At 71.6% G+C, this 21,463-nt stretch carries 23 protein-coding genes; 14 read left to right on the plus strand and 9 right to left on the minus strand.

From position 1 onward, the window contains the following. Positions 1–112: 112 nt before the first annotated feature. Positions 113–1,138 carry an isopenicillin N synthase family dioxygenase gene (locus ACPWUT_RS04775; RefSeq protein ID WP_425841179.1) on the minus strand — a complete coding sequence of 342 codons (1,026 nt, stop codon included), beginning with the start codon at positions 1,136–1,138 and terminating at the stop codon, positions 113–115. 134 nt (positions 1,139–1,272) lie between these two features. Between ACPWUT_RS04775 and ACPWUT_RS04780 the strand changes: the two genes are divergently transcribed. The 3 genes from ACPWUT_RS04780 to ACPWUT_RS04790 all read left to right on the plus strand — a co-directional run bounded on the left by ACPWUT_RS04780 (position 1,273) and on the right by ACPWUT_RS04790 (position 4,398). After that, positions 1,273–2,469, plus strand: a complete 1,197-nt coding sequence (locus ACPWUT_RS04780) for a N(5)-(carboxyethyl)ornithine synthase (protein WP_425841182.1) — start codon at positions 1,273–1,275, stop codon at positions 2,467–2,469. A 91-nt stretch (positions 2,470–2,560) separates the two neighbouring features. Then, on the plus strand, positions 2,561–3,757 hold the full coding sequence (locus ACPWUT_RS04785; protein ID WP_284529591.1) for an LLM class flavin-dependent oxidoreductase: 1,197 nt from the start codon (positions 2,561–2,563) through the stop codon (positions 3,755–3,757). Continuing rightward, positions 3,754–4,398: an FMN reductase gene (locus ACPWUT_RS04790; RefSeq protein WP_284529281.1), complete on the plus strand. Its 645-nt coding sequence runs from the start codon at positions 3,754–3,756 to the stop codon at positions 4,396–4,398. The genes ACPWUT_RS04785 and ACPWUT_RS04790 overlap by 4 nt, the downstream gene beginning before the upstream one ends. A gap of 12 nt (positions 4,399–4,410) precedes the next feature. Here the strand turns inward: ACPWUT_RS04790 and ACPWUT_RS04795 are convergent, their stop codons facing one another. The 3 genes from ACPWUT_RS04795 to ACPWUT_RS04805 are packed head-to-tail and all read right to left on the minus strand — an operon-like array spanning position 4,411 to position 7,095. Beyond that, positions 4,411–5,139: a gamma-glutamyl-gamma-aminobutyrate hydrolase family protein gene (locus ACPWUT_RS04795; RefSeq protein WP_425841186.1), complete on the minus strand. Its 729-nt coding sequence runs from the start codon at positions 5,137–5,139 to the stop codon at positions 4,411–4,413. A gap of 19 nt (positions 5,140–5,158) precedes the next feature. Further along, the gene (locus ACPWUT_RS04800) at positions 5,159–5,833 is read right to left on the minus strand and encodes a response regulator (RefSeq protein WP_425841189.1); all 675 of its coding nucleotides are present in this window, start codon (positions 5,831–5,833) and stop codon (positions 5,159–5,161) included. After that, the gene (locus ACPWUT_RS04805; RefSeq protein ID WP_425841192.1) at positions 5,830–7,095 is read right to left on the minus strand and encodes a sensor histidine kinase; all 1,266 of its coding nucleotides are present in this window, start codon (positions 7,093–7,095) and stop codon (positions 5,830–5,832) included. The genes ACPWUT_RS04800 and ACPWUT_RS04805 overlap by 4 nt, the downstream gene beginning before the upstream one ends. A gap of 152 nt (positions 7,096–7,247) precedes the next feature. On the opposite strand from ACPWUT_RS04805, the gene ACPWUT_RS04810 reads away from it, so the two are divergent. Further along, on the plus strand, positions 7,248–8,651 hold the full coding sequence (locus ACPWUT_RS04810) for a cation:dicarboxylate symporter family transporter (RefSeq protein ID WP_425841195.1): 1,404 nt from the start codon (positions 7,248–7,250) through the stop codon (positions 8,649–8,651). A 73-nt stretch (positions 8,652–8,724) separates the two neighbouring features. Here the strand turns inward: ACPWUT_RS04810 and ACPWUT_RS04815 are convergent, their stop codons facing one another. Continuing rightward, positions 8,725–8,904, minus strand: coding sequence for a DUF5302 domain-containing protein (locus ACPWUT_RS04815; RefSeq protein WP_284529287.1), 180 nt, complete (start codon positions 8,902–8,904; stop codon positions 8,725–8,727). 291 nt (positions 8,905–9,195) lie between these two features. Between ACPWUT_RS04815 and ACPWUT_RS04820 the strand changes: the two genes are divergently transcribed. From ACPWUT_RS04820 to ACPWUT_RS04835, 4 genes are all read left to right on the plus strand, one after another. Beyond that, positions 9,196–11,478 (plus strand): polyribonucleotide nucleotidyltransferase, encoded by a 2,283-nt coding sequence (locus ACPWUT_RS04820; RefSeq protein ID WP_425841199.1) that lies wholly within the window; start codon positions 9,196–9,198, stop codon positions 11,476–11,478. Between the two features lie 277 nt (positions 11,479–11,755). Continuing rightward, positions 11,756–12,811, plus strand: coding sequence for an aldo/keto reductase (locus tag ACPWUT_RS04825; RefSeq protein WP_425841202.1), 1,056 nt, complete (start codon positions 11,756–11,758; stop codon positions 12,809–12,811). Between the two features lie 59 nt (positions 12,812–12,870). Continuing rightward, positions 12,871–13,470 carry a histidine phosphatase family protein gene (locus tag ACPWUT_RS04830; RefSeq protein WP_284529290.1) on the plus strand — a complete coding sequence of 200 codons (600 nt, stop codon included), beginning with the start codon at positions 12,871–12,873 and terminating at the stop codon, positions 13,468–13,470. Between the two features lie 4 nt (positions 13,471–13,474). Beyond that, complete coding sequence (locus tag ACPWUT_RS04835; RefSeq protein WP_425841206.1) at positions 13,475–14,326, plus strand: aminoglycoside phosphotransferase family protein; 852 nt, start codon at positions 13,475–13,477, stop codon at positions 14,324–14,326. A gap of 117 nt (positions 14,327–14,443) precedes the next feature. Here the strand turns inward: ACPWUT_RS04835 and ACPWUT_RS04840 are convergent, their stop codons facing one another. Continuing rightward, a complete protein-coding gene (locus ACPWUT_RS04840; RefSeq protein WP_425841209.1) occupies positions 14,444–14,917 on the minus strand; it encodes a GNAT family N-acetyltransferase in 474 nt (157 codons plus the stop codon). Positions 14,918–14,985: 68 nt separating this feature from the next. On the opposite strand from ACPWUT_RS04840, the gene dapB reads away from it, so the two are divergent. Both dapB and ACPWUT_RS04850 read left to right on the plus strand, forming a co-directional pair. Further along, positions 14,986–15,801, plus strand: coding sequence for a 4-hydroxy-tetrahydrodipicolinate reductase (gene dapB / locus ACPWUT_RS04845; RefSeq protein WP_425841212.1), 816 nt, complete (start codon positions 14,986–14,988; stop codon positions 15,799–15,801). Then, positions 15,798–16,241 (plus strand): hypothetical protein, encoded by a 444-nt coding sequence (locus tag ACPWUT_RS04850; protein ID WP_284529299.1) that lies wholly within the window; start codon positions 15,798–15,800, stop codon positions 16,239–16,241. Before dapB ends, ACPWUT_RS04850 begins: the two co-directional genes overlap by 4 nt. A 7-nt stretch (positions 16,242–16,248) precedes the next feature. On the opposite strand, the gene ACPWUT_RS04855 is transcribed toward ACPWUT_RS04850, so the two are convergent. The 3 genes from ACPWUT_RS04855 to ACPWUT_RS04865 all read right to left on the minus strand — a co-directional run bounded on the left by ACPWUT_RS04855 (position 16,249) and on the right by ACPWUT_RS04865 (position 18,095). Next, entirely contained in the window at positions 16,249–17,160 is a 912-nt protein-coding gene (locus ACPWUT_RS04855) for a TIGR01777 family oxidoreductase (RefSeq protein ID WP_284529302.1), read from the minus strand. Continuing rightward, on the minus strand, positions 17,153–17,578 hold the full coding sequence (locus ACPWUT_RS04860; protein ID WP_284529307.1) for an OsmC family peroxiredoxin: 426 nt from the start codon (positions 17,576–17,578) through the stop codon (positions 17,153–17,155). Before ACPWUT_RS04860 ends, ACPWUT_RS04855 begins: the two co-directional genes overlap by 8 nt. A 79-nt stretch (positions 17,579–17,657) precedes the next feature. After that, positions 17,658–18,095, minus strand: coding sequence for a TlpA family protein disulfide reductase (locus ACPWUT_RS04865; RefSeq protein ID WP_284529308.1), 438 nt, complete (start codon positions 18,093–18,095; stop codon positions 17,658–17,660). Positions 18,096–18,194: 99 nt separating this feature from the next. On the opposite strand from ACPWUT_RS04865, the gene ACPWUT_RS04870 reads away from it, so the two are divergent. The 4 genes from ACPWUT_RS04870 (at position 18,195) to dapA (ending at position 21,393) form a co-directional block, all read left to right on the plus strand. Continuing rightward, entirely contained in the window at positions 18,195–19,019 is an 825-nt protein-coding gene (locus tag ACPWUT_RS04870; protein WP_425841218.1) for a thymidylate synthase, read from the plus strand. 68 nt (positions 19,020–19,087) lie between these two features. Continuing rightward, positions 19,088–19,558, plus strand: a complete 471-nt coding sequence (locus ACPWUT_RS04875) for a dihydrofolate reductase (protein ID WP_425841221.1) — start codon at positions 19,088–19,090, stop codon at positions 19,556–19,558. A gap of 39 nt (positions 19,559–19,597) precedes the next feature. Then, a complete protein-coding gene (locus ACPWUT_RS04880; protein WP_425841224.1) occupies positions 19,598–20,356 on the plus strand; it encodes an SDR family NAD(P)-dependent oxidoreductase in 759 nt (252 codons plus the stop codon). Positions 20,357–20,415: 59 nt separating this feature from the next. Further along, positions 20,416–21,393 (plus strand): 4-hydroxy-tetrahydrodipicolinate synthase, encoded by a 978-nt coding sequence (dapA, locus tag ACPWUT_RS04885; protein WP_425841227.1) that lies wholly within the window; start codon positions 20,416–20,418, stop codon positions 21,391–21,393. Positions 21,394–21,463: the final 70 nt, after the last annotated feature.

Raw genomic sequence — 21,463 nt, forward strand, 5'->3', positions numbered from 1 at the left:
GGCCTTCGTCATTCCCGGACGGGGTGCGGCCGTGTCCCACTTTGTGCCGGTTGGGCGCGCCGGTAGCGGCAGAAAGTGGGACATCCGCCCGTGCGGCGAGCGGATGTCGCGGCTAAGCGCCCGCCGAGGATGCTCGGGCTGCGACCAGATCGGCGTGGTGGATCGCGGCGACGTCGGGGTGCGCGCGCAGGCGCGACTTGAGCGCGTTCTCGCCGTACAGCGCGTGGATCGGATTCGCCGGGTCCTGTGTCACGCCTCGTGCCTTCGCCGCCAGTTCGGCGGGCAGTTCGATCACCGGGAGCCGGCTGCCGAGCGCCGGGTTGAAGAAGAACGGCACCGAGATGCGGTCCTCGGGAAAGCGCGGCGAGACCACGCGGTGGTTCGTGGCGATGAGGTAGCCGCCGGTCGCGTACTCGAGCATCTCGCCGATGTTGACCACGAAGGCGCCGGGCACCGGGGGAGCGTCGACCCAGGCGCCGTCGCGCTCGACCTGGAGCCCGCGCGCGCCGGGCTCGACCCACAGCAGGGTGAGGACGCCCGAGTCCTTGTGCGCGCCGACGCCCTGCTGGGGCTCGGGCGCGTCGGTCCCCGGGTAGCGGACGATCTTCAGCAGGGTCGAGGGCTCGCCGAAGTGCCGGTCGAAGTAGTCCTCGTCGGCGCCGAGCGCGAGCGCCCAGGCGCGCAGGAGGGTGCGGGCGACCTCGGTGAGATGCGCCTGCCACTCGGCGGCGACCTCTTGCAGCTCCGGCTGCGCCGCAGGCCACAGGTTCGGTCCGATGAGACGTGCGAAGTCGGGGGCGTCCGGGTCGGCGACGGCCTCGCGCTCGGGGCCGATGTCGATCTGCTCGCGCCAGTCCACCCGCCCCTGCGTGCGCTCGCCGCCGATGCGGGTGTAGCCGCGGAAATGCGGGCTCCGCACGTTCTCGATGGCGAGCTTGTCGGCCTCGGGCAAAGCGAAGAAGTCGCGCGCCGCCCGATGCAGCCGCTGCTCCAGTGCGGGGGTCACGCCGGTCCCCGTGAGGTAGAAGAAGCCGACCTCGTGGGTCGCTCGGCGCAGCTCCGCCCGGAAGCGGGCGGCGGCGTCCGGCCCCTGATCGAGCAGCGAGAGGTCGAGGACGGGCAGGTTCAGATCCGGCATGAGGCGAGGATAGGCACCCGGCGCGGCCCGGGGTGCGCGTGTTGCCGTTCGTTACCGGCACGGCGGACGGCGAGGCGGGGTGTAGCGTCAGCACCCTCGGGTCTGTCCGATCCGCTGACGGGATGAGGACGATCATGACCCAGACCACCGGACTGACTCTCGGGGTCGTCGGCACGTCGCGAAAGCCCGACGAGCGGCGCGTGCCGCTCCACCCGGCGCACCTGGACCGGATCCCCGAGGAGCTGCGGCCGCGGCTTCTCCTCGAGGCCGGCTACGGGAGGCGTTTCGGTGTCTCCGACGATGAGCTGCGTCCCCTCGTCGGGAGGATCGCTCCCCGGGACGCGGTGATCGCGGAGGCCGATGTCGTGCTGCTCCCGAAGCCCCAGGCGGCGGACGTGCGGGAGCTCCGCGAGGGGCAGGTGCTGTGGGGGTGGCCGCACCTCGTGCAGGACCCGGAGCTCACCCAGCTCGCGATCGACGAACGGCTGACCGTGATCGCCTTCGAGGCGATGCAGCACTGGGGCTCCGACGGGGCCTTCGGGCTGCATGTCTTCCACAAGAACAACGAGCTCGCCGGGTACTGCTCCGTGCTGCATGCCCTGCAGCTGTGCGGCTCGACCGCCGATTACGGCCGCCGGCTCACCGCCGTCGTCATCGGCTTCGGCGCCACCGCGCGCGGTGCCGTCACCGCGTTGCGTGCGCAGGGCGTGCAGGAGGTGCGGGTGCTCACGAATCGCCGCACCGCGTCGGTCGCCGCGCCGATCCACGCGGCGCACATGATCCAGTTCGACCACGACGAGGGTCCGTACTCGAGCGAGGTCCTCACGGACGAGGGACGCGTCCCGCTGGCGCCGTTCCTGGCCGAGAGCGACATCGTCGTGAACTGCACGCTCCAGGACCCGAACCGTCCGCTGCTCTACCTCCGGGAGAGCGACCTGGCCGCGTTCCGGCCCGGAAGCCTGATCGTCGACGTCTCCTGCGACGAGGGCATGGCGTTCGAGTGGGCGCGGATGACGAGCTTCGCCGATCCGATGTTCACCGTGGGCGGCGGGGTGAACTACTACGCGGTGGACCACAGTCCGTCCTACCTGTGGAACTCGGCGAGCTGGGAGATCAGCGACGCGCTGCTGCGGTTCGTGCCGACAGTGATGGCCGGACCGTCCTCGTGGGCGCAGAGCGAGACGATCGCGCGAGCGGTCGAGATCCGAGACGGCGTGGTCCTCAATCCGGCCATCCTGGAGTTCCAGCGACGGGCGACCGAGCCGCCGCACGCGGTGACGACCCACATCGGCGATTCCGCCGGGAATACTCTGGACCCCACCGTGTTGTAGGAGATACATTCACTTGCATGTATCGGATGCCACGAGCATCCAGGAAGCGGAAGAGACCGTGAGCGAGACAACCACCACCACCTGGCCGGGCATGCAGTTCGGCATCTTCACCGTCAGCGACATCACTCAGGATCCCACCACCGGGCACACCCCGAGCGAGGCCGAGCGCATCCGCGCGACGGTCGAGATCGCGAAGCACGCCGAAGAGGTCGGACTCGACGTCTTCGCGCTCGGCGAGCACCACAACCCGCCGTTCTGGTCGAGCTCGCCCACCACGACCCTCGCCTACATCGCCGCGCAGACCGAGCGCCTGGTGCTGTCGACCGCCACGACCCTCATCACGACCAACGACCCGGTGAAGATCGCCGAGGACTACGCCATGCTGCAGCACCTGTCGGGCGGGCGCATGGACCTCATGCTCGGCCGCGGCAACACGGGCCCGGTCTACCCCTGGTTCGGCAAGGACATCCGCCAGGGCCTCCCGCTGTCGATCGAGAACTACGCCCTGCTGCACAAGCTGTGGCGCGAGGACGTCGTCGACTGGGAGGGCAAGTTCCGCACCTCGCTCCAGGGCTTCACCTCCACGCCGCGGCCCCTGGACGGCGTCGCGCCGTTCGTCTGGCACGGCTCGATCCGCACCCCCGAGATCGCCGAGCAGGCCGCCTACTACGGCGACGGCTTCTTCGCGAACAACATCTTCTGGCCTGCGGAGCACTATCAGCGCCTCATCGCGCTGTACCGCCAGCGCTGGGAGCACTACGGTCACGGCGCCCCCGAGACGGCGATCGTCGGTCTGGGCGGTCAGGCGTTCATGGCGAAGAACTCGCAGGACGCCGTCGCGCAGTTCCGTCCGTACTTCGACAACGCCCCCGTCTACGGTCACGGCCCCACGCTCGAGGACTTCTCCGAGATGACGCCGCTGACGGTCGGATCGCCGCAGCAGGTCATCGACCGTTACGCCGGCATGCGCGAGCTGTTCGGCGACTACCAGCGTCAGCTCTTCCTCGTCGACCACGCGGGACTGCCGCTGAAGACGGTGCTCGAGCAGCTCGACTTCCTCGGGGGCGAGGTCGTCCCCGCGCTCCGCAAGGAGTTCGCGGCCGACCGCCCGGCGAACGTCCCCGACGCCCCGACGCACGCGTCGCTGGTCCGCGCGGCCTACGGCGACGGCCCGGCTCGCGAAGCCCGCCCGCGGGCCAACCGCGGCGACAACCTCAGCGGCCCCTCGCCCTACCAGGACACGCCGGCCCCCGCGGGTGCGGCATTCGGTGTGGGAGCGGGACGATGACCGCGCGGCGCATCTCCGTCATCTCGGCAGGTCTCTCCAACCCCTCCTCGACGCGGATGCTGGCCGACCGGCTGGCGGCGGCCACGGTCGCCGAGCTGTCGGCCCGCGGGATCGAGGCGTCGGTGGACACCATCGAGCTGCGCGATCACGCGCACGACATCGCGAACAACCTCCTCACCGGATTCGCGCCGCCCGCGCTGGAGTCGGCCATCAACTCCGTCGTCTCGGCCGATGCCGTGATCGCGGTGACGCCGATCTTCTCGACGAGCTACTCGGGGCTGTTCAAGTCGTTCATCGACGTGCTCGACCCCGACGCGCTCACCGGCACGCCGGTCCTGATCGGCGCAAACGCCGGCACGGCCCGCCACTCGCTGGCGATCGACTACGCGATCCGCCCGCTGTTCACCTATCTCCACGCGGAGCCCGTCTCCACCGGCGTGTTCGCCGCGTCGAGCGACTGGGGTGCGGCGGCCGACGAGGTCGCGCCGCTGAGCGCCCGCGTCGAGCGCGGCGCACGCGAGCTCGCCGAGGCGATCGCGCGGCGGGAGGCGGCGACCGCGTCCGATCCGTTCGATCCGGACAGCTACCTCGGTGAGGGGCGCTCGTTCGGCCACCTGCTGGGCGGCCTGGCGGGGGAGTAGCCCGCAGGACGGTCAGCCGACCGCCGGCGACGCCATCCGGGCGTGGACCAGGTCCGCGAACGCCGCGAACGGAGCGGCCGCCAGCGCCACCGGCGTGCCCTCGGCCTCGGGGTGCCACTGCACCGCCAGGACGGGGGCGCCGGTGTGCTCGACCGCCTCGATCACGCCGTCGTCGGCGACGGCGGTGGCCACCAGGTCGCTGCCGAGCCGGCCGATGGCCTGATGGTGTCCCGACGCGACCGGGATGGTGGTCGCGCCGGTGGCCGCGTGCAGGTGCGAGCCCTCGGCCACCGTCACGTCGTGCCAGGTCCAGGCCAGCCCGCCGTCGCCGTCCGACGCGGGGGTGTGGAGGACCGATGAGGCGGGCAGATCCTCCACGAGCGTGCCCCCGAGGGCGACGTTGATCACCTGGAGTCCCCGGCAGACGCCGAGCACCGGGATGCCGCGGCCGAGCGCCGCGGCGAGGATGTCGAGATCGAGCTGATCCTGCGCGGGGTTCACGTCGTAGACGGCCGCCCCGGTGTCGCCCCCGTAGCGCGCCGGATCGACATCCCCGCCGCCGGGGAGGACGAGGCCGTCGAAGCCGGCCAGGTCTGCCGTGCGGACGACGACGACATCGAGGTCCTCGGAGCGCACGAGCTCGGCGACGTCGTCGAAGATGGCGTTGGCCAGCCCCACGCGGGCATCCGCCCCCTCGGGGTCCGAGAGGCGGGCGGGCATGGCGATACGGGGCAGGCTCATCCGTCCATTGTCGGGCACGTCACCGGTGCCAGCGGTACTCCGTCTCGGGTCGGCCCTGACCGCCGTAGCGTGACGCCCGCTCCACGCGGCCGGCGGACGCGAGATGCTCCAGGTATCGCCGCGCGGCGACCCGCGACATCCCCAGCTTCTCCGCCGCCTCGCGCGCTGAGAGCGCCCCGTCGGTGCGGACAGCGGCGGTGACCCGCTCGAGCGTGTCGGCCGCGAGGCCCTTCGGCAGACGGATGGTCCCGGTCGCCCGTGACGCCGCCAGCAGCGCGTCGATCTCCTCCTGCGTCGAGGGGCCCGACGACTCCCGCGTGCGGCGGTGGTAGTCGCGGTACTGCGCGAGACGGTCCGCGAACACCGCGTAGGTCACCGGCTTCACGAGGTACTGCACGACGCCGAGTCCTACGGTCTGGCGGACCGCCTCGGCATCCCGCACACCCGTCACCGCGATCACGTCGACCGCGCTTCCCCGCGCGCGGACGTGTCGGAGCACGTCCAGCCCGCTGCCGTCGGGCATCGTCATGTCCAGCAGGACGAGGTCGATGTCGGGACGCGAGAGCACGGCCTCCACCGCCGCGCGGGCCCCGGTGCACTCGCCGGCGACCTCGAAGCCCTCCAGCCGTGCGATGAAGCCGCGGTGGAGCTCGAGGGTGAGGGCGTCGTCGTCGACGAGCAGCACGCGGATCACGAGGCCTCCGTGGGGAGCACGACCCGGAAGGTGGTCGGCGGATGGGCGGCGATCACGATCGACCCGCCGATGTCGTCGACCAGCGCCCGTGCCAGTGCCAGGCCCACGCCGCGGCCCTCGGCACCGGCCGGCTTGGTGGAGAAGCCCCGCTCGAACACGCGCGAGCGCAGATGGGCGGGGATGCCCGGCCCGCTGTCGGAGATTTCCAGCACCAGCTCCGCCTCGGCCGTGCGCGCGAGCCGCACCCGCACCCACCGCGGCGCGTCGCCCGCGGCGGCGGCGTCCACGGCGTTGTCGAGGAGGTTGCCCACCAGTGCCACCTGGTCGATGGGCGGGAGCAGCGACTGGGGGGCGCCGGGGTCGAGGTCGACGGTGAGCTCCACGCCGCGCTCGGCCGCCTGCGCGGTCTTGCCGAGCAGCAGCGCAGCCACCGTGGGATCGCCGTCGGAGCGGGCCGTCACCTGGTCCACGAGCGACTGGCTGCGCTGGGCCGAGGCGCTCAGCAGGTCGATCGCCTCCTCGGTGCGACCGAGCTCGAGCAGGGCGACCGCCGCGTGCAGACGGTTGCCGTGCTCGTGGGTCTGGGCGCGCAGCGCTTCACCCAGCGTGCGCATCGACTCCGCCGCGGCGAGGGTGTCGCGGATCTCGCCGGCGGGGAGGTCGCCGGCGAGGCGGCGGGTGAACCGCCGCGCCAGGAGCGCCCCGGCGACGCCGGCGATCACGAGGGCGGCGCCGATGCCGAGGGCGGCGAGCAGACGCGGCACGATCGCCGCCGACACCGTCTCGACCGTCACCCCGACCGACACCCAGCCGACGAGCCGGCCGTCCTGCTCGACGGGGGCGATCGTCCGCAGCGACGGGCCGAGCGTGCCGGTGAACTCCTCGGTCAGCGGCACAGGCGCGGCGGGGATGGTGCCCAGGTAGGTGCGGCCGATCTGCCGGGGGTCGGGGTGGGTGGCGCGGGTGCCGTCGGCATCCATGATCGTCACGAAGTCCACCGGGGCGTCGTCGATGACGGCGGCCGCGATCGGCTGCAGCACCGGGGTCGCCCGGGCGCCGTCGGCGGCCAGCGCCGCGCGCACCTCGGGGGAGTCGGCGAGGGTCTGGGCGACCGCGTGCGTGACCCGCTCCGCTTCGGCGCGCGCGCTGCGCTGGCCCTCGAACAGGAGCAGGCCCGACGTCAGCAGGGCGGTCACGACGACGGCGATCGACAGGGCGATGAACACCTGCGACGCCGCACTGCGCCCGATCCCTCGCGCCATCGCACCCTCCGTCTCCGCCGGCGATCGCCCGCCGGGGCCTGCCCGCGACCAATACGACCACAAATCGACCCGGGCCGGAACGCGGCACACCCTGGATGCATCCCGCCGACGTCGGCGGCCTCGAACAACGACCGTTCACCCAGGAGGAAGACATGGCCCTCTCCACGACATCGATCCGCATCCCCGACTTCATCCGGCGGCCGGGCAGATCATGGGACAGGCACACCTGGCTCTACGTGTCGGTCATCATCGCCGTCGTCCTCGGCGCGACCATCGGGCTCGTCTGGCCGGAGGTCGGGGTGAGTCTCGAGCCCCTCGGCAAGGCATTCGTCGGCCTCATCAAGATGATGATCGCGCCGATCATCTTCTGCACGATCGTGGTCGGCGTCGGCTCGATCGCGAAGGCGGCCACCGTCGGCAAGATCGGCGGCCTCGCCCTCGGCTACTTCATGCTCATGTCGACCTTCGCCCTCGCGATCGGCCTGGTGGTCGGCAACCTCATCCACCCGGGTGAAGGGCTGAACATGCAGTCCGCCACCTACGACACGAAGGACCTCGGCGAGCCCAAGACGACGACGGAGTTCCTGCTCGGCATCATCCCGACGACGTTCTTCTCCGCCTTCACGGGCGAGAGCGTGCTGCAGGTGCTGTTCATCGCGCTCCTGGTGGGATTCGCCCTGCAGGGCCTGGGCTCCAAGGGCGAGCCGATCATGTTCGCGGTGAAGCAGCTGCAGACGCTGGTGTTCCGCATCCTCGGCATGATCCTCTGGCTGGCTCCGGTGGGCGCCTTCGGCGCGATCGCCGCCGTGGTCGGCAAGACGGGGGCCGCCGCGATCGTCAGCCTCGGCGTCCTCATGATCGCCTTCTACATCACCTGCATCCTCTTCATCGTCGGCGTGCTGGGCACGCTGCTGTGGGCGGTCTCGAAGATCAACATCTTCCGGCTCATGAAGTACCTCGGCCGCGAGTACCTGCTGATCGTGGGCACCTCCTCCAGCGAGTCGGCGCTGCCGCGCCTCATCGCCAAGATGGAGCACGTCGGCGTCTCCAAGCCGGTGGTGGGCATCACCGTCCCCACCGGGTACTCCTTCAACCTCGACGGCACGGCGATCTACCTGACGATGGCGTCGCTGTTCATCGCCGCGGGCATGGGGGCGCCGATGTCGATCCCGGAGCAGATCGGTCTCCTGGTCTTCATGATCATCGCGAGCAAGGGCGCCGCGGGCGTGACCGGCGCCGGGCTCGCCACGCTCGCCGGCGGTCTGCAGGCCTACCGCCCCGACCTGGTGGACGGTGTGGGCGTCATCGTCGGCATCGACCGCTTCATGTCCGAAGGACGAGCGCTCACGAACTTCACCGGCAACGCGGTGGCCACGCTCCTCATCGGCACGTGGACCCGCGAGATCGACAGGGACCGCGCCCGCGAGGTGCTGGCAGGGCGGCTGCCGTTCGACGAGTCCACACTGTCGGGCGACCACGGCGAGGGCGATCGCGGCGAGCACGACGCCGGCGCCGCAGAGCGCCCCGCTCCGACGGAGGCGCTGACGACCCGCTGACGTACCCCGGATGGACACGACGACGGCCCGGTGCTCCTCGAGCGCCGGGCCGTCGTCGTGTCGATGCCGCGAGTCAGCCGCTCTTGCGGCGGAACTCCCGCTTGGTGATCGCACCGTGCGTGCCGTGGACGGCGGAGTCGCCGTCCAGGTGGGCCTCGCCTTCGCGGTGCTGTGCGTTCTTCTTGTCGAGCGCCTCCTTGAACTTGCGCTTCAGGTCCTCGGACGCCCCGGGGGCGGTGTCATCACTGCTCATGCCCCCACGATACGCAGGCCAGAGGGCGACTGGTAGGCTTGCGAAGGTTGCCTTGCGGCATCCGCTCAACTTCACACTGAGCTCTCAACGCAGGTTGAGAACCTGGAGCAGGCCGGCAGGAAGCTGGTCCCCTGTGGTGGGTCCCCGTCTCGAACGGTGGCTTTCGACTGGTGGCCAGTGCTGACGAGTCCCGCGACCGCGTCGCGCGTCGAGATCTGCCTGTTCCTGCTCCTTCGATCGACCTCGTGCGCGAGACGCGCGTGCGAGTCTAAACAAAGAAGGAGAGACCTCTTGGAAGGTCCTGAAATCACCGCCGCCGAAGCCGTCCTCGACAACGGACGCTTCGGCACCCGCACCATCCGGTTCGAGACCGGACGCCTCGCGCAGCAGGCGCAGGGCGCTGTCGCGGCCTACCTCGACGAAGAGACGATGCTCCTGTCGGCCACCAGCGCCGGCAAGCACCCCCGCGAAGGGTTCGACTTCTTCCCGCTGACCGTCGACGTCGAGGAGCGCTCGTACGCCGCCGGCAAGATCCCCGGCTCGTTCTTCCGTCGTGAGGGACGCCCCTCCACCGAGGCCATCCTCGTCTGCCGTCTCATCGACCGCCCGCTGCGCCCGTCGTTCGTCGACGGCCTCCGCAACGAGGTGCAGATCGTCGTGACCGTGCTGTCGATCGCCCCGGGCGAGTTCTACGACGCGCTCGCCATCAACGCGGCCTCGCTGTCGACCCAGATCTCCGGTCTGCCCTTCTCCGGCCCGATCGCCGGTGTGCGCCTCGCGCTCATCCCGGGTCACGGCGAGCACGCCGACCAGTGGGTCGCCTTCCCGACCGTCACCCAGCTCGAGGAGGCCGTGTTCGACCTCATCGTCGCCGGCCGCGTCCTGCCCGACGGCGACGTCGCGATCATGATGGTCGAGGCCGAGGCCACCGAGCACAGCTGGAACCTCATCAAGGCCGGCGCCGTCAAGCCCAGCGAGGAGATCGTGGCCCAGGGCCTCGAGGCCTCCAAGCCCTTCATCAAGGAGCTCGTCGCCGCGCAGAACGTGGTCGCGAACACCGCCGCCAAGGAGATCCAGCCGTACCCGGTCTTCCCCGCGTACAGCCAGGAGGTCTACGACTTCGTCGCCGGCCGCGCCTACGACCAGCTCGTTCCGGTCTACCAGATCGCCGACAAGCAGGAGCGCCAGAACGCCGACGACGCGATCAAGGACGCCGTCAAGGCCGAGCTGCTCGCCGCCGTCGAGGCGGGCGAGCTGCCCGCCGTCGCGACGCTCGAGTTCGGTGCCGCGTACAAGTCGGTCACGAAGACGATCGTCCGCGGCCGCATCCTCAGCGAGGGCGTGCGCATCGACGGTCGCGGCCTGGCCGACATCCGTCCGCTCGACGCCGAGGTGCAGGTCATCCCGCGCGTCCACGGCTCGGCGATCTTCCAGCGCGGCGAGACCCAGATCCTGGGCGTCACCACGCTGAACATGCTCAAGATGGAGCAGCAGATCGATTCGCTGTCGCCCGTCACGAGCAAGCGCTACATGCACCACTACAACTTCCCGCCGTACTCGACCGGTGAGACCGGTCGCGTCGGCAGCCCCAAGCGTCGCGAGATCGGGCACGGCTTCCTGGCCGAGCGCGCGCTCGTGCCGGTGCTGCCCAGCCGCGAGGAGTTCCCGTACGCGATCCGCCAGGTGTCCGAGGCCCTCGGCTCCAACGGCTCGACGTCGATGGGCTCGGTGTGCGCCTCGACCCTCTCGCTCCTGAACGCGGGTGTGCCGCTGCGCGCTCCCGTCGCCGGCATCGCGATGGGCCTCGTCTCCGACCAGGTCGACGGCCAGACCCGCTACGCGGCGCTCACCGACATCCTGGGCGCCGAGGACGCGCTCGGCGACATGGACTTCAAGGTCGCCGGCACGAGCGAGTTCGTTACCGCGATCCAGCTCGACACGAAGCTCGACGGCATCCCGTCGTCGGTGCTCTCGGCCGCGCTGACGCAGGCCAAGGAGGCGCGCCTCACGATCCTGAACGTCCTGAACGCCGCCATCGACGGCCCCGACGAGATGGCTCCGACCGCGCCCCGCGTGATCAGCGTCCAGATCCCCGTCGACAAGATCGGCGAGCTCATCGGACCCAAGGGCAAGACGATCAACGCGATCCAGGACGAGACCGGCGCGCAGATCTCCATCGAGGAGGACGGCACCGTCTACATCGGTGCGACCGACGGCCCGTCGGCCGAGGCCGCCCGCGCCCAGGTCAACGCGATCGCCAACCCCACCAACCCGGAGGTCGGCGAGCAGTTCCTCGGAACGGTCGTGAAGATCGCCACGTTCGGTGCGTTCGTCTCGCTCCTTCCCGGCAAGGACGGCCTGCTGCACGTCAGCGAGGTCCGCAAGCTCGCCGGCGGCAAGCGCGTCGAGAACGTCGAGGACGTGCTGGGCGTCGGGCAGAAGCTGCTCGTGCGCATCACGAAGATCGACGACCGCGGCAAGCTGTCGCTCGAGCCGGTGCTCGAAGAGGCCGCCGACCAGGAGGGCTCCGCTGCTGCCAGCGAGGGCCCGGGAGACGCGCCCGCCGAGGGCTGATCGCCCACGGTCCACGGATGCCCGTCGCCTCCCCTCGGGGACGCGGCGGGCATCCGTCGTTTTCGTTCGGATCCCGCACGAAATCGCTGATGGACTGCCGAAAGATTGCGGCGGCCTCGGCCGGGGAGTCACCGCGATCAAAGCGTTATGCAATGTTTACCGCGCGTTGGCCGCAAAGCGCTGCGGTGTCGCAGGGCTGGCCTACTCTCGGAGGTGACGCATCGGGGGATGCGTGGGCGCCACGGATCTCCACGACATCGTGAGGAGGTGCGCGCAGATGGGCTTCTTCGGAGCGGGATCCACGTCCTCCACGCCGCATGACGCCTCGTCCGAGGGTACGACGATGACCTCGCTCGACGCGCCGGCCCATCCCTCCGCGCCGATCCCGGTCCAGGGCCCCGCCGTCGGCGACGCCCTCCGCGTGCCCCTCGGCGAGAGCGGTCTCCGGGTGTTCCCCCTCGTCCTCGGCGGCGGCGAGTTCGGGTGGCACGTCGATTCCGGCGCCGCCCACGCCATCCTCGACGCGTACGCGGAGCGCGGCGGCAACGCGCTCCACACCTCCGACGGATACAGCGCCGGACGCAGCGAATACATCATCGGCCAATGGATGCGCGCCCGCGCGACCCGCGACCAGCTCGTGGTCGGCGTCCGCGTCGGCACCAATGCGGATCACCCCGGCCTCGGGCCGGTCAACCTCATCCGGGCGGTCGAGGCCTCTCTCACCCGCCTCCAGACCGACCGGATCGACCTCCTCTACCTCGACGCGACCTCCGACACGAAGACCGCGCTGGAAGACACCCTCGCCACCGCGGAGTGGCTGGTCGACGCGGGCAAGGTCCGGGCTCTCGGCGGCTACGGGCACACGGCGGCGCAGCTCGTGGAGGCGCGGATCATGTCGTCGGCGGGGTACCCGCGCCTGACGGTGCTCGACGCGCCGTACAACATCCTCCGCCGTCACGACTTCGAGGGCGATCTCCGTCTGGTCGCCGGTGCGCAGAGCATCGCGGTGACCGCCTCGCAGGCGCTCGAGCACGGCTTCCTCACCGGCGCGCACCGCTCGCGCGATCGGGTGGGCTCGACGGTCCGCGGGGTGCAGCTGGCGGCGTCGATGAACCGTCGCGGCACCCGCACGCTCCGCGCGCTCGATCGGATCGGCGCGGAGCTCGCCGTTCCCACGGCGGCCGTGGCGATCGCGTGGCTCCTCGCCCAGCGCATCGTGGTCGCCCCGATCGTCAACGCGTTCGCGCCGTCCCATGTGGAGGAGATCATGCAGGGGGTCGGTGTGCGTCTGAGCCGCACCCACCTTGCGGAGATCGCTCGCGCCTCGGAGTGACCGGCGGCACCTGACGTAGGGTGGGATGACCCCCGACATCCGTTCGAATCGAGACTGACGTGACGCACTATCTCTATCTCGTGCGCCATGGCGAGCACCTCGACGCCGAGCACGGCCTCGAGGACGGTCCGCTGTCGCCGCGCGGTCGCCGCCAGGCCGAGCTGCTCGCCGACCGCCTTTCGGGCGTCCCGCTGTCGGCGGTCTGGCACTCGCCGCTCGAGCGCGCCGCCGAGACCGCCCGCGCCGTCGCGCAGCGGCTGCCCTCGGTCGCCCCCGAGCCCTCGTCCCTGCTGTTCGACTGCGTCCCGACGGGGATGACGCCGGACACGCCCGCCGTCTACGAGGCCTTCTTCGGCGGGATCAGCGAGGCCGAGACCGACGCGGGAGCGGCGCAGATGTCCGATGCGGTGGGGGAGTTCCTGGCCCGCAAGTCCGACGCGCACGAGCTCCTCATCACCCACAACTTCGTCATCGCGTGGTTCGTCCGGGAGGTGCTCGACGCACCCGCGTGGCGCTGGCTGACGCTCAACCAGGCCCATTGCGGCCTCACCGTGCTCGCCCAGCGCCCCGGCAGGCCGTGGACGCTCGTGTCGCACAACGATCTCGCCCACCTGCCGATGGAGCTGCGCACGGGCCTGCCCGAGACCCCGCGGATCTGAGCGGATGCCGCAGCCGCCCGCCGAGGTGACCCTGACGGCCGCCGACGTCGATCGTCTCCTCGCTTCGCAGCATCCGGCGCTCCGTGGCGAGCTGCGCGCCGTCGCCTCCGGTTGGGACAACGAGGTCTTCCGCCTCGGCGACGATCTGGCTGTCCGGCTGCCGCGGCGCGAGGCGGCCGCTCATCTCGTGGAGAACGAGCAGCGGTGGCTCCCGATCCTGGCTCCGGCGCTGCCTGTCCGCGTGCCGGTGCCGGTCGCCGTGGGCGTCCCCGACGACGACTACCCGTGGCGCTGGAGCATCGTGCCGTGGTTCGACGGGGTGCGTGTGGCCGATCTCCCGCTGGCCGAGCGCGACGCGCTCGCGGGGGAGGTCGCCGCCGCGTTGCGGGCACTCCACGTCGTGGCTCCGCCCGACGCTCCGCGCAACCCCGTGCGGGGCGTGCCGCTGCGCGAACGCGACGGCGTCGTCCGCGGGCGCCTGGCGGGCTCGCCGGGGCTCGTGGCTCTGTGGGATGCCGGTCTCGCGGCGCCCGAATGGTCGCGGCCCGACGTCTGGGTGCACGGCGACGTCCATCCCGGCAACCTCATCGCCCGGGGCGGGCGGCTGGAGGCCGTGATCGACTTCGGCGACATGTGCGCCGGCGACCCCGCGTGCGACCTGGCCGTGGCATGGACGGCGTTCGGTCCCGCGGGGCGAGCGCGACTGCGCGCGGACCTCGGCGACGGCTACGACGACGCGATGTGGGCCCGCGCACGCGCCTGGGCCGTGGCGTTCGCGACGCTGCTGCGGGACGCCGACGACGCGTGGCTGCGGGCTCTGTCCGCGCACGCGATCGCGCAGCTGCTCGGCGAGTAGCCCGGAGGCCTGGCGCGGGTCCGCGTGATGAGACGGCACTTCTTGTCGCCACAGCCGGCCGGAGCCGACGACGACCGTCAGCCCATCGGGCGCGTCGCTGGTCTGCGGGAGCGCGGGTCAGGCCGACAGCGACTTCCGCAACCACACCGTCGCGTTCGGGTTGTCGTTGTACGGCTCGATCGGGAGGTAGCCGCTGCGCGAGTACAGGGCGCCGGCAGACGCGAGGGTGTGATGGGTGTCGAGCACGATGTCCGCGGCGTCCCATTCGCGCGCACGATCCTCGAGTGCCTCGAGCAGCACGCGGCCCCAGCCGCGACCGCGGGTCTCGGGCCGCAGGAACAGGTGCTTGACCTCGTAGCGGGTGCCGTCCGGCCCGTCGGCGATGCGCCGGATCCCGCCGCAGCCGACGTCGGCGCCCTCGTCGACCGCGACGAGGAAGATGCCCGCCGGCGGCGCGAACACCGCGGCCTCGGGGAACACCGGCCGGTACGTCTGTCCCTGCGGGAACGACTCCCCGCGCATGGCGAAGTAGTCGGTGAGCAGTGCGCGGGAGCGGGGGTGATCGACGGGCAGCGGCTGCAGGGACACCATGCGAACGAGGCTACCCCCGCCGCCGCGCCCTCCCGGCCGCCGGCGCACCGCCCGTCTAGGCTGGACGCATGACGACGACTCGCGTCGCCCTCGTGGGCGGCACCGGCAAGCTCGGCGGGATCATCCGCGACGTGATCGACGCGAGCGACGACTTCGAGGTGGTCGCCGTCCTGGGATCCTCCAGCGACCTGGCCGACATGGAGGGCGCCGACCTCGTCGTCGACGCCTCCGTCCCCGCCGTGTCGATCGACGTGGTCCGGACCGCCATCGAGCGCGGGATCAACGTGCTGGTGGGGACGTCGGGCTGGTCGTCGGAGCGGATCGCGCTCGTGCGCCCCCTGGTGGACGCCGCGGGCACCGGGGTGGTGTTCATCCCGAACTTCTCGCTCGGCTCCGTGATCGGGTCGGCGCTCGCTGCGGCGGCCGCACCCTTCTTCCCCTCGATCGAGATCATCGAGGCCCACCGCGAGACCAAGATCGACTCCCCGAGCGGGACGGCGGTCCGCACGGCCGAGCTCATCGCCGCGGCCCGCGTCGAGACGGGGCCGGTGGAGTCGCCCCATGTCGACCAGCGCGCCCGGGGGCAGCAGGTGGCGAGCGTGCCCGTGCACTCGCTGCGCCGGCCCGGTGTGATCGCGCGTCAGGAGACCATCCTGTCGGGCGCGGGCGAATCGCTGACCATCGTCCACGACACCGTCGACCCGGCGGCAGCGTACGCGCCCGGCATCCGGGTGGCGCTCGCCGCCGCCCGGGACGCGCGCGGGGTCGTCGTCGGGCTCGACAGCTTCATCGACATCGGATTCCGCTCGCCGCGACTGCGGGGCGCCGCGCCCGTGGCGGAAGGCAGCGTGCCGGGGCAGGTCGCCCGCGCCACCGGGGCATGAGCACGCGTGTCGGGGTCGCCCTCATGGCGGCCGCCCTCGCGCTCTACATCGTGCTCGTCGCGCAGCGCGCGTACCTCCTCCTGACCTCCGCAGAGCCGGTCGCCGTCGCGATGGGCGCAGCCCTCGTGCTGCTTCCCGTGCTCGGGGCGTGGGGGCTCTGGCGCGAGCTGCGCTTCGGCATGCGCGCACAGGCCCTCGCCCGCAGGCTCGAGGCCGAGGGCGGACTGCCCGCCGAGGAGATCGACGTCCGTCAGAGCGGCCGGCCGGAACGCGCCCAGGCCGATGCGCTCTTCCCCGCCTATCGGGCCGACGTCGAGGCGCACCCCGACGACTGGCGGGCGTGGTTCCGCCTGGGGCTGGTCTACGACGGAGCCGGGGATCGGCGACGGGCCCGGCACGCCGTGCGCACGGCGATCGCCCTGGAGCGTCGCGCGCCCTGACGCGCGGTCATGCCGGGACGACGGCGGCGACGGCCTTCTCGACGGTGTCGTGGGTGAAGGTGAATCCCGACGACGTCAGCCGCTCGGGCACGACGTTCATGTCGCTCGTGAGCAGCGCCTCCGTCGCATCCGCGCCGAGCAGGGTCCTGATGGCCCACACCGGCGCCCGCAGCACGTACGGCCTGTTCATCCGCCGCGCCAGCGCGAAGCCGAGATCGTTGGCTGTGGCGCGCTGGGGACCCGTGAGGTTCACGGGGCCGTCGAGCCCTGCGTCGATGACGTGACGGATCGCGCGGATCTCGTCGTCGAGCGAGATCCACGGCCACACCTGTCGTCCCGAGCCGATCGGTCCCGAGACTCCGAGCCGCGTCAGCAGCAGGAGCGGCTTCAGCACGCCCTCGGGATGCACGATCGGAGCGGTCCGCAGGAGTGCTACGCGCGCCTCGTCGCCGGCGGAGCGGGCGGCCGACTCCCATTCGCCGCACAGGTCGGCCAGGAAGGTGTCGCCGCGCGGTGCGTCCTCGGTCAGCACGGCACCGGGCGCGGACGGGTAGTAGCCCACCGCCGACGCAGACACGAAGTGCGGTGCCCCGGCGCCCAGGGCGCGGACCGCCGCCGCGATCGTCTGCGTGGGCTGGATGCGCGACCACAGCAGCTCGTGCTTGTAGCGCTTGGTCCAGGGGAAGCGGCCGATGCTGGCGCCGTTGAGGCTCACGACGGCGCGCGCGCCAGCCAGCACCGACGGATCCAGCCGGCGCGTCGCCGGGTCCCACGCGACCTCGTCGGGGCGCTCGGCGGGACGTCGCACCAGCGTCGTCACCGGGACTCCGTCTGCGCGGAGCGACGCGACCAGGGTGCGGCCGATCAGCCCCGACGCGCCGGACACCACGACGCGGCCGTCGGACGCCCCATCAGCCAAGCGTGGCCTCGAGCGTGATCTCGATGCCCGCGAGCGCGGCCGAGACCGGGCATCCCGCCTTGGCCTCGTCGGCGATCCGCGCGAAGTCCTCGGCCGACAGCCCGGGGACGACGGCGCTGACGTTCAGGTGCGACCCGGTGATCCCGGTGCCGGGGATGAAGGTGACCGAGGCGGTCGTCTCCACGCTCTGCGGCGGCGTCCCGTTCTCCGTGAGGGCGTGCGAGAGGGCCATGCTGAAGCAGGAGGAGTGCGCCGCCGCGATCAGCTCCTCGGGCGTCGTGACCGACGTCGACCCTTCGCTGCGCGCCTTCCAGTCGACCGCGAACGGTCCCTGGTTGGAGCTCTCGAGTGCGATCTGACCGGAGCCCTCGAACAGGCTGCCCTTCCAGCTCGTGGTCGCTTCGCTCGTGACGCTCATCGGTGTCCTCCTGTGGCTCGCCGGCGCCGGGGTGCGCCTGCTCCCGAGCGTAGACCGGGCGTGTGCCGGAGGGAACCGTTCAGGCGGGAACGGGCTCGGCTGTCACCCGCGCGAGCTCGAGCTCGACGACGTGGCGGCTCGGGGCGCCGCCGAAGCGGCTCTGGACGATCCCGTCCCGGTCGAGGATGAACGTCGTCGGAGTCTGCAGGATGCGGAAGTGCTGCGCGATGTCCGGGCGGTGGGTGAGGTCCACGTCCACGTGCACGACCCCCGGACGCTCGCCCGCGATGGCGCCGAGAGTGCGGTGCACGCCCGGGCAGCGCGAGCACATCTCGGTGCTGAACTGCAGCAGGGTCGCGACCTCCCCGCGGGCGGGGGCGCCGAAGCGGGTCGGGTCGACGATCTCGGAGGGGTTCTCCCGTCGCGGGCGGTTCTGCTGCCAGCGCAGGTACACGCCGAGCGCGATCGTCGCCGCCAGGAGGGCGGTGAGGATCAGCAGGGCTCCGACGAGATTCACAACGCCCCATCGTAGTGGGCCTGCGCGGGCCCGGTCCGCTCGGCGCCGGGTATGACGACGCGCGTGTAACAGAGCCCGGTGTCCCCGGGCGCCGGTAGGGTGGCAGGCGTGACCGACGCGGCTTCCGTTCCCACCCCGTACGAGGATCTCCTGCGCGCCGTCCTGGCCGAGGGCGTCCACAAGGACGACCGCACGGGCACCGGGACGACGAGCGTGTTCGGCCGTCAGATCCGCTTCGATCTGTCGCAGGGCTTCCCGCTGATCACGACCAAGCGCGTGCACTTCAAGTCGGTGGCGTACGAGCTGCTGTGGTTCCTCCGCGGCGAGTCCAACGTGAAGTGGCTGCAGGACGCCGGCGTGTCGATCTGGGACGAGTGGGCGGACGCCGAGGGCGAGCTGGGTCCCGTGTACGGCGTGCAGTGGCGTTCGTGGCCCACGCCCGACGGCGGCTCCATCGACCAGGTCGCCCAGGTCGTCGAGCAGATCCGCATGAACCCCGACTCGCGCCGGCTCATCGTGTCGGCGTGGAACCCCGGCGACATCCCCGACATGGCGCTGGCGCCCTGCCACGCGCTGTTCCAGTTCTACGTGGCCGACGGACGTCTCTCGTGCCAGTTGTACCAGCGCAGCGCAGACATGTTCCTGGGGGTGCCGTTCAACATCGCCTCCTACGCCCTGCTGACGCTCATGATCGCGCAGCAGACCGGGCTGGAGCCGGGCGACTTCGTCTGGACCGGCGGCGACTGCCACATCTACGACAACCACGTCGAGCAGGTGCGCGAGCAGTTGAGCCGTGATCCGTACCCGTACCCGACGCTGCGATTCGCCCGGAAGCCCGCGTCGATCTTCGACTACACCTACGAGGACTTCATCGTCGAGGACTACCAGCACCACCCGGCGATCCGCGGGGCCGTCGCGGTATGACCGGCTCCGCCGACGACGATGCGAGCCAGGGCGGCGCACCGCGCGCCGGAAGGATCCCTCGTGTCGGGATGATCTGGGCCGAGGCCCGGGGCGGGGTCATCGGCGCGGACGGCGGCATGCCGTGGCACGTGCCCGAGGATCTCGCGCACTTCCGCGACGTCACGATGGGGGCGCCGGTCATCATGGGTCGCCGCACCTGGGAGTCGTTCCCCGAGCGCTTCCGGCCGCTGCCGGGCCGGCGGAACATCGTCGTGACGCGCACGCCCGACTGGGCGGACGACGGCGCCGAGCGCGCGGCCGGCCTCGACGCCGCGTGGGCCCTCGTCGAGGGTGCGCCCACCGTCTGGGTGATCGGCGGGGGCGAGCTGTACCGCGCAGCGATCGGCCGCGCCGACGTGCTGGAGGTGACCGAGCTCGACCTCGAGGTCGACGGCGACACCCGGGCGCCCTCCCGCAGCGGGTGGCCGGTCGTCGCGCAGGGGGAGTGGCAGCAGTCGCGCTCCGGCGTCCGCTACCGGTTCGTCACCCACGCCCGCTGACGCCGGGGACCGGGCGCGGTGCCGCGTAGGCTGACCGCCATGGCGAAGACGGCACTCATCACGGGGGCGAGCTCCGGTCTCGGGACCGAGTTCGCCCGTCAGCTCGCGGCCTCCGGCGCCGACCTCGTGCTGGTGGCGCGCGATCGTGCCGCGCTCGAGCGGGTGGCCGCGGAGCTCGGCGAAGAGCACGGGGTGTCCTGCGAGGTGATCGCCGCAGACCTCACGAGCGTCGAGGGACTCGCCGAGGTCGAGGCCCGGCTGTCGGACCCCTCGCGCCCGGTGGGCGTCCTCGTCAACAACGCGGGATTCGGCCTCGACCTCGACTTCGTCCACAACGACATCGCCGACGAGGAGCGTCACCTCGATCTCCACGTCCGCGCCACGATGCGGCTGTCCCACGCCGCACTCCGGGCGATGACGGCGCGCGGCGGCGGGCGTATCGTCAACGTCGCATCGGTCGCCGCCTTCCTCCCGCGCGGGACCTACGGCGCGGTGAAGGCGTGGGTCGTCTCGTTCAGCCGGTGGGCGAACGCCGCCTACGCGCCGGTGTCGGTCACCGCCGTGTGCCCGGGCTTCACCCACACGAACTTCCATGAGCGGCTGGGCCTGCCGCCGGGGCAGGAGGGCGTGCCGCGCTGGATGTGGCTCCAGGCGCCCGACGTCGTCCGGGAGGGGCTGCGCGACGCCGCACGCGGCAGGGCGGTGTCGATCCCGTCGGTGCGGTACAAGGTGCTCGTCGGGGTGGTGCGCCTGGTCCCCGCCGGCCTCGCCGCCCGCCTGGCGCGCACCGGCCGCTGACGCGCCTCGAAGAGGAGCGCGCGCGGCGGCGGTCCGGGCGAACCGATAGCCTGGATCGCATGACGCACACGGGCAATCCCTTCGGACAGGTGCTCGTCGCGCTGGTCACGCCGATGACCGCCGACGGCGAGGTGGACTGGCCCGCGGTCGAGAAGCACATCGACGACGTCATCACCGCGGGCGCCGACGGCATCGTCGTCACCGGCACGACCGGCGAGACCAGCACGCTGACGGACGCCGAGAAGCTGAAACTCGTCGAGGTCGGCAAGTCCGTGTCGTCCGGTCGCGCCAAGATCATCACCGGCGGCGGCTCGAATGAGACGGCGCACGCCATCGAGCTCTACCGGGCCAGCGAGAAGGCCGGCGCCGACGGCATCATGATCGTCACGCCGTACTACAACAAGCCGACGCAGGCGGGCATCCTCACCCACTTCCGCCTGGTCGCCGACGCCACCGATCTTCCGGTGATCCTCTACGACATCCCCGGGCGCACCGGCGTGCCCATCAAGTACGAGACGATCCTCCGCCTCGCCAAGCATCCGAACATCCTCGCCATCAAGGACGCCAAGGGCGACTTCAGCGAGGTCAGCCGGGTGCTGAACCAGACCGACCTCCTGTACTTCTCGGGCGACGACGCCAACGTGCTGCCGCACCTCGCGATCGGCGCGACCGGTCTGATCGGCGTGACGGCGAACATCGCCCCCGCGCCCTACCGGACGATCGTCGACGCCGTCAACAGCGGCGACCTCGTCACCGCCACCGCCGCGCATCGCAAGCTCGAGCCGCTCGTGCGCGCCGTGATGACCCATGTCCCCGGCACCGTCAGCGCGAAGTACATCCTGCACGGACTCGGCCGCATCTCCAGTCCCCGCGTGCGCCTGCCGCTGGTGGGTCCGGAGGAGTGGGAGGCAGCGGTCATCGAGGACGAGCTCGCTCTGGTCACCGAGGTCGAGGGTGCGGACTTCTCGAACTTCCGCCCCGATCGCAACGCCGCCGCCGGCGGCGCGCTGCCCAAGGTGCACGGCACCACGCGCTGAGGCCAGCCCCACAACCGAACAGCGGATGCCCCACGGCATCCCTCACCGACAGCGGATGCCGAGACGGCAC

The sequence above is a fragment of the Microbacterium sp. PA5 genome, from assembly GCF_049860775.1.
Lineage (GTDB): Bacteria > Actinomycetota > Actinomycetes > Actinomycetales > Microbacteriaceae > Microbacterium.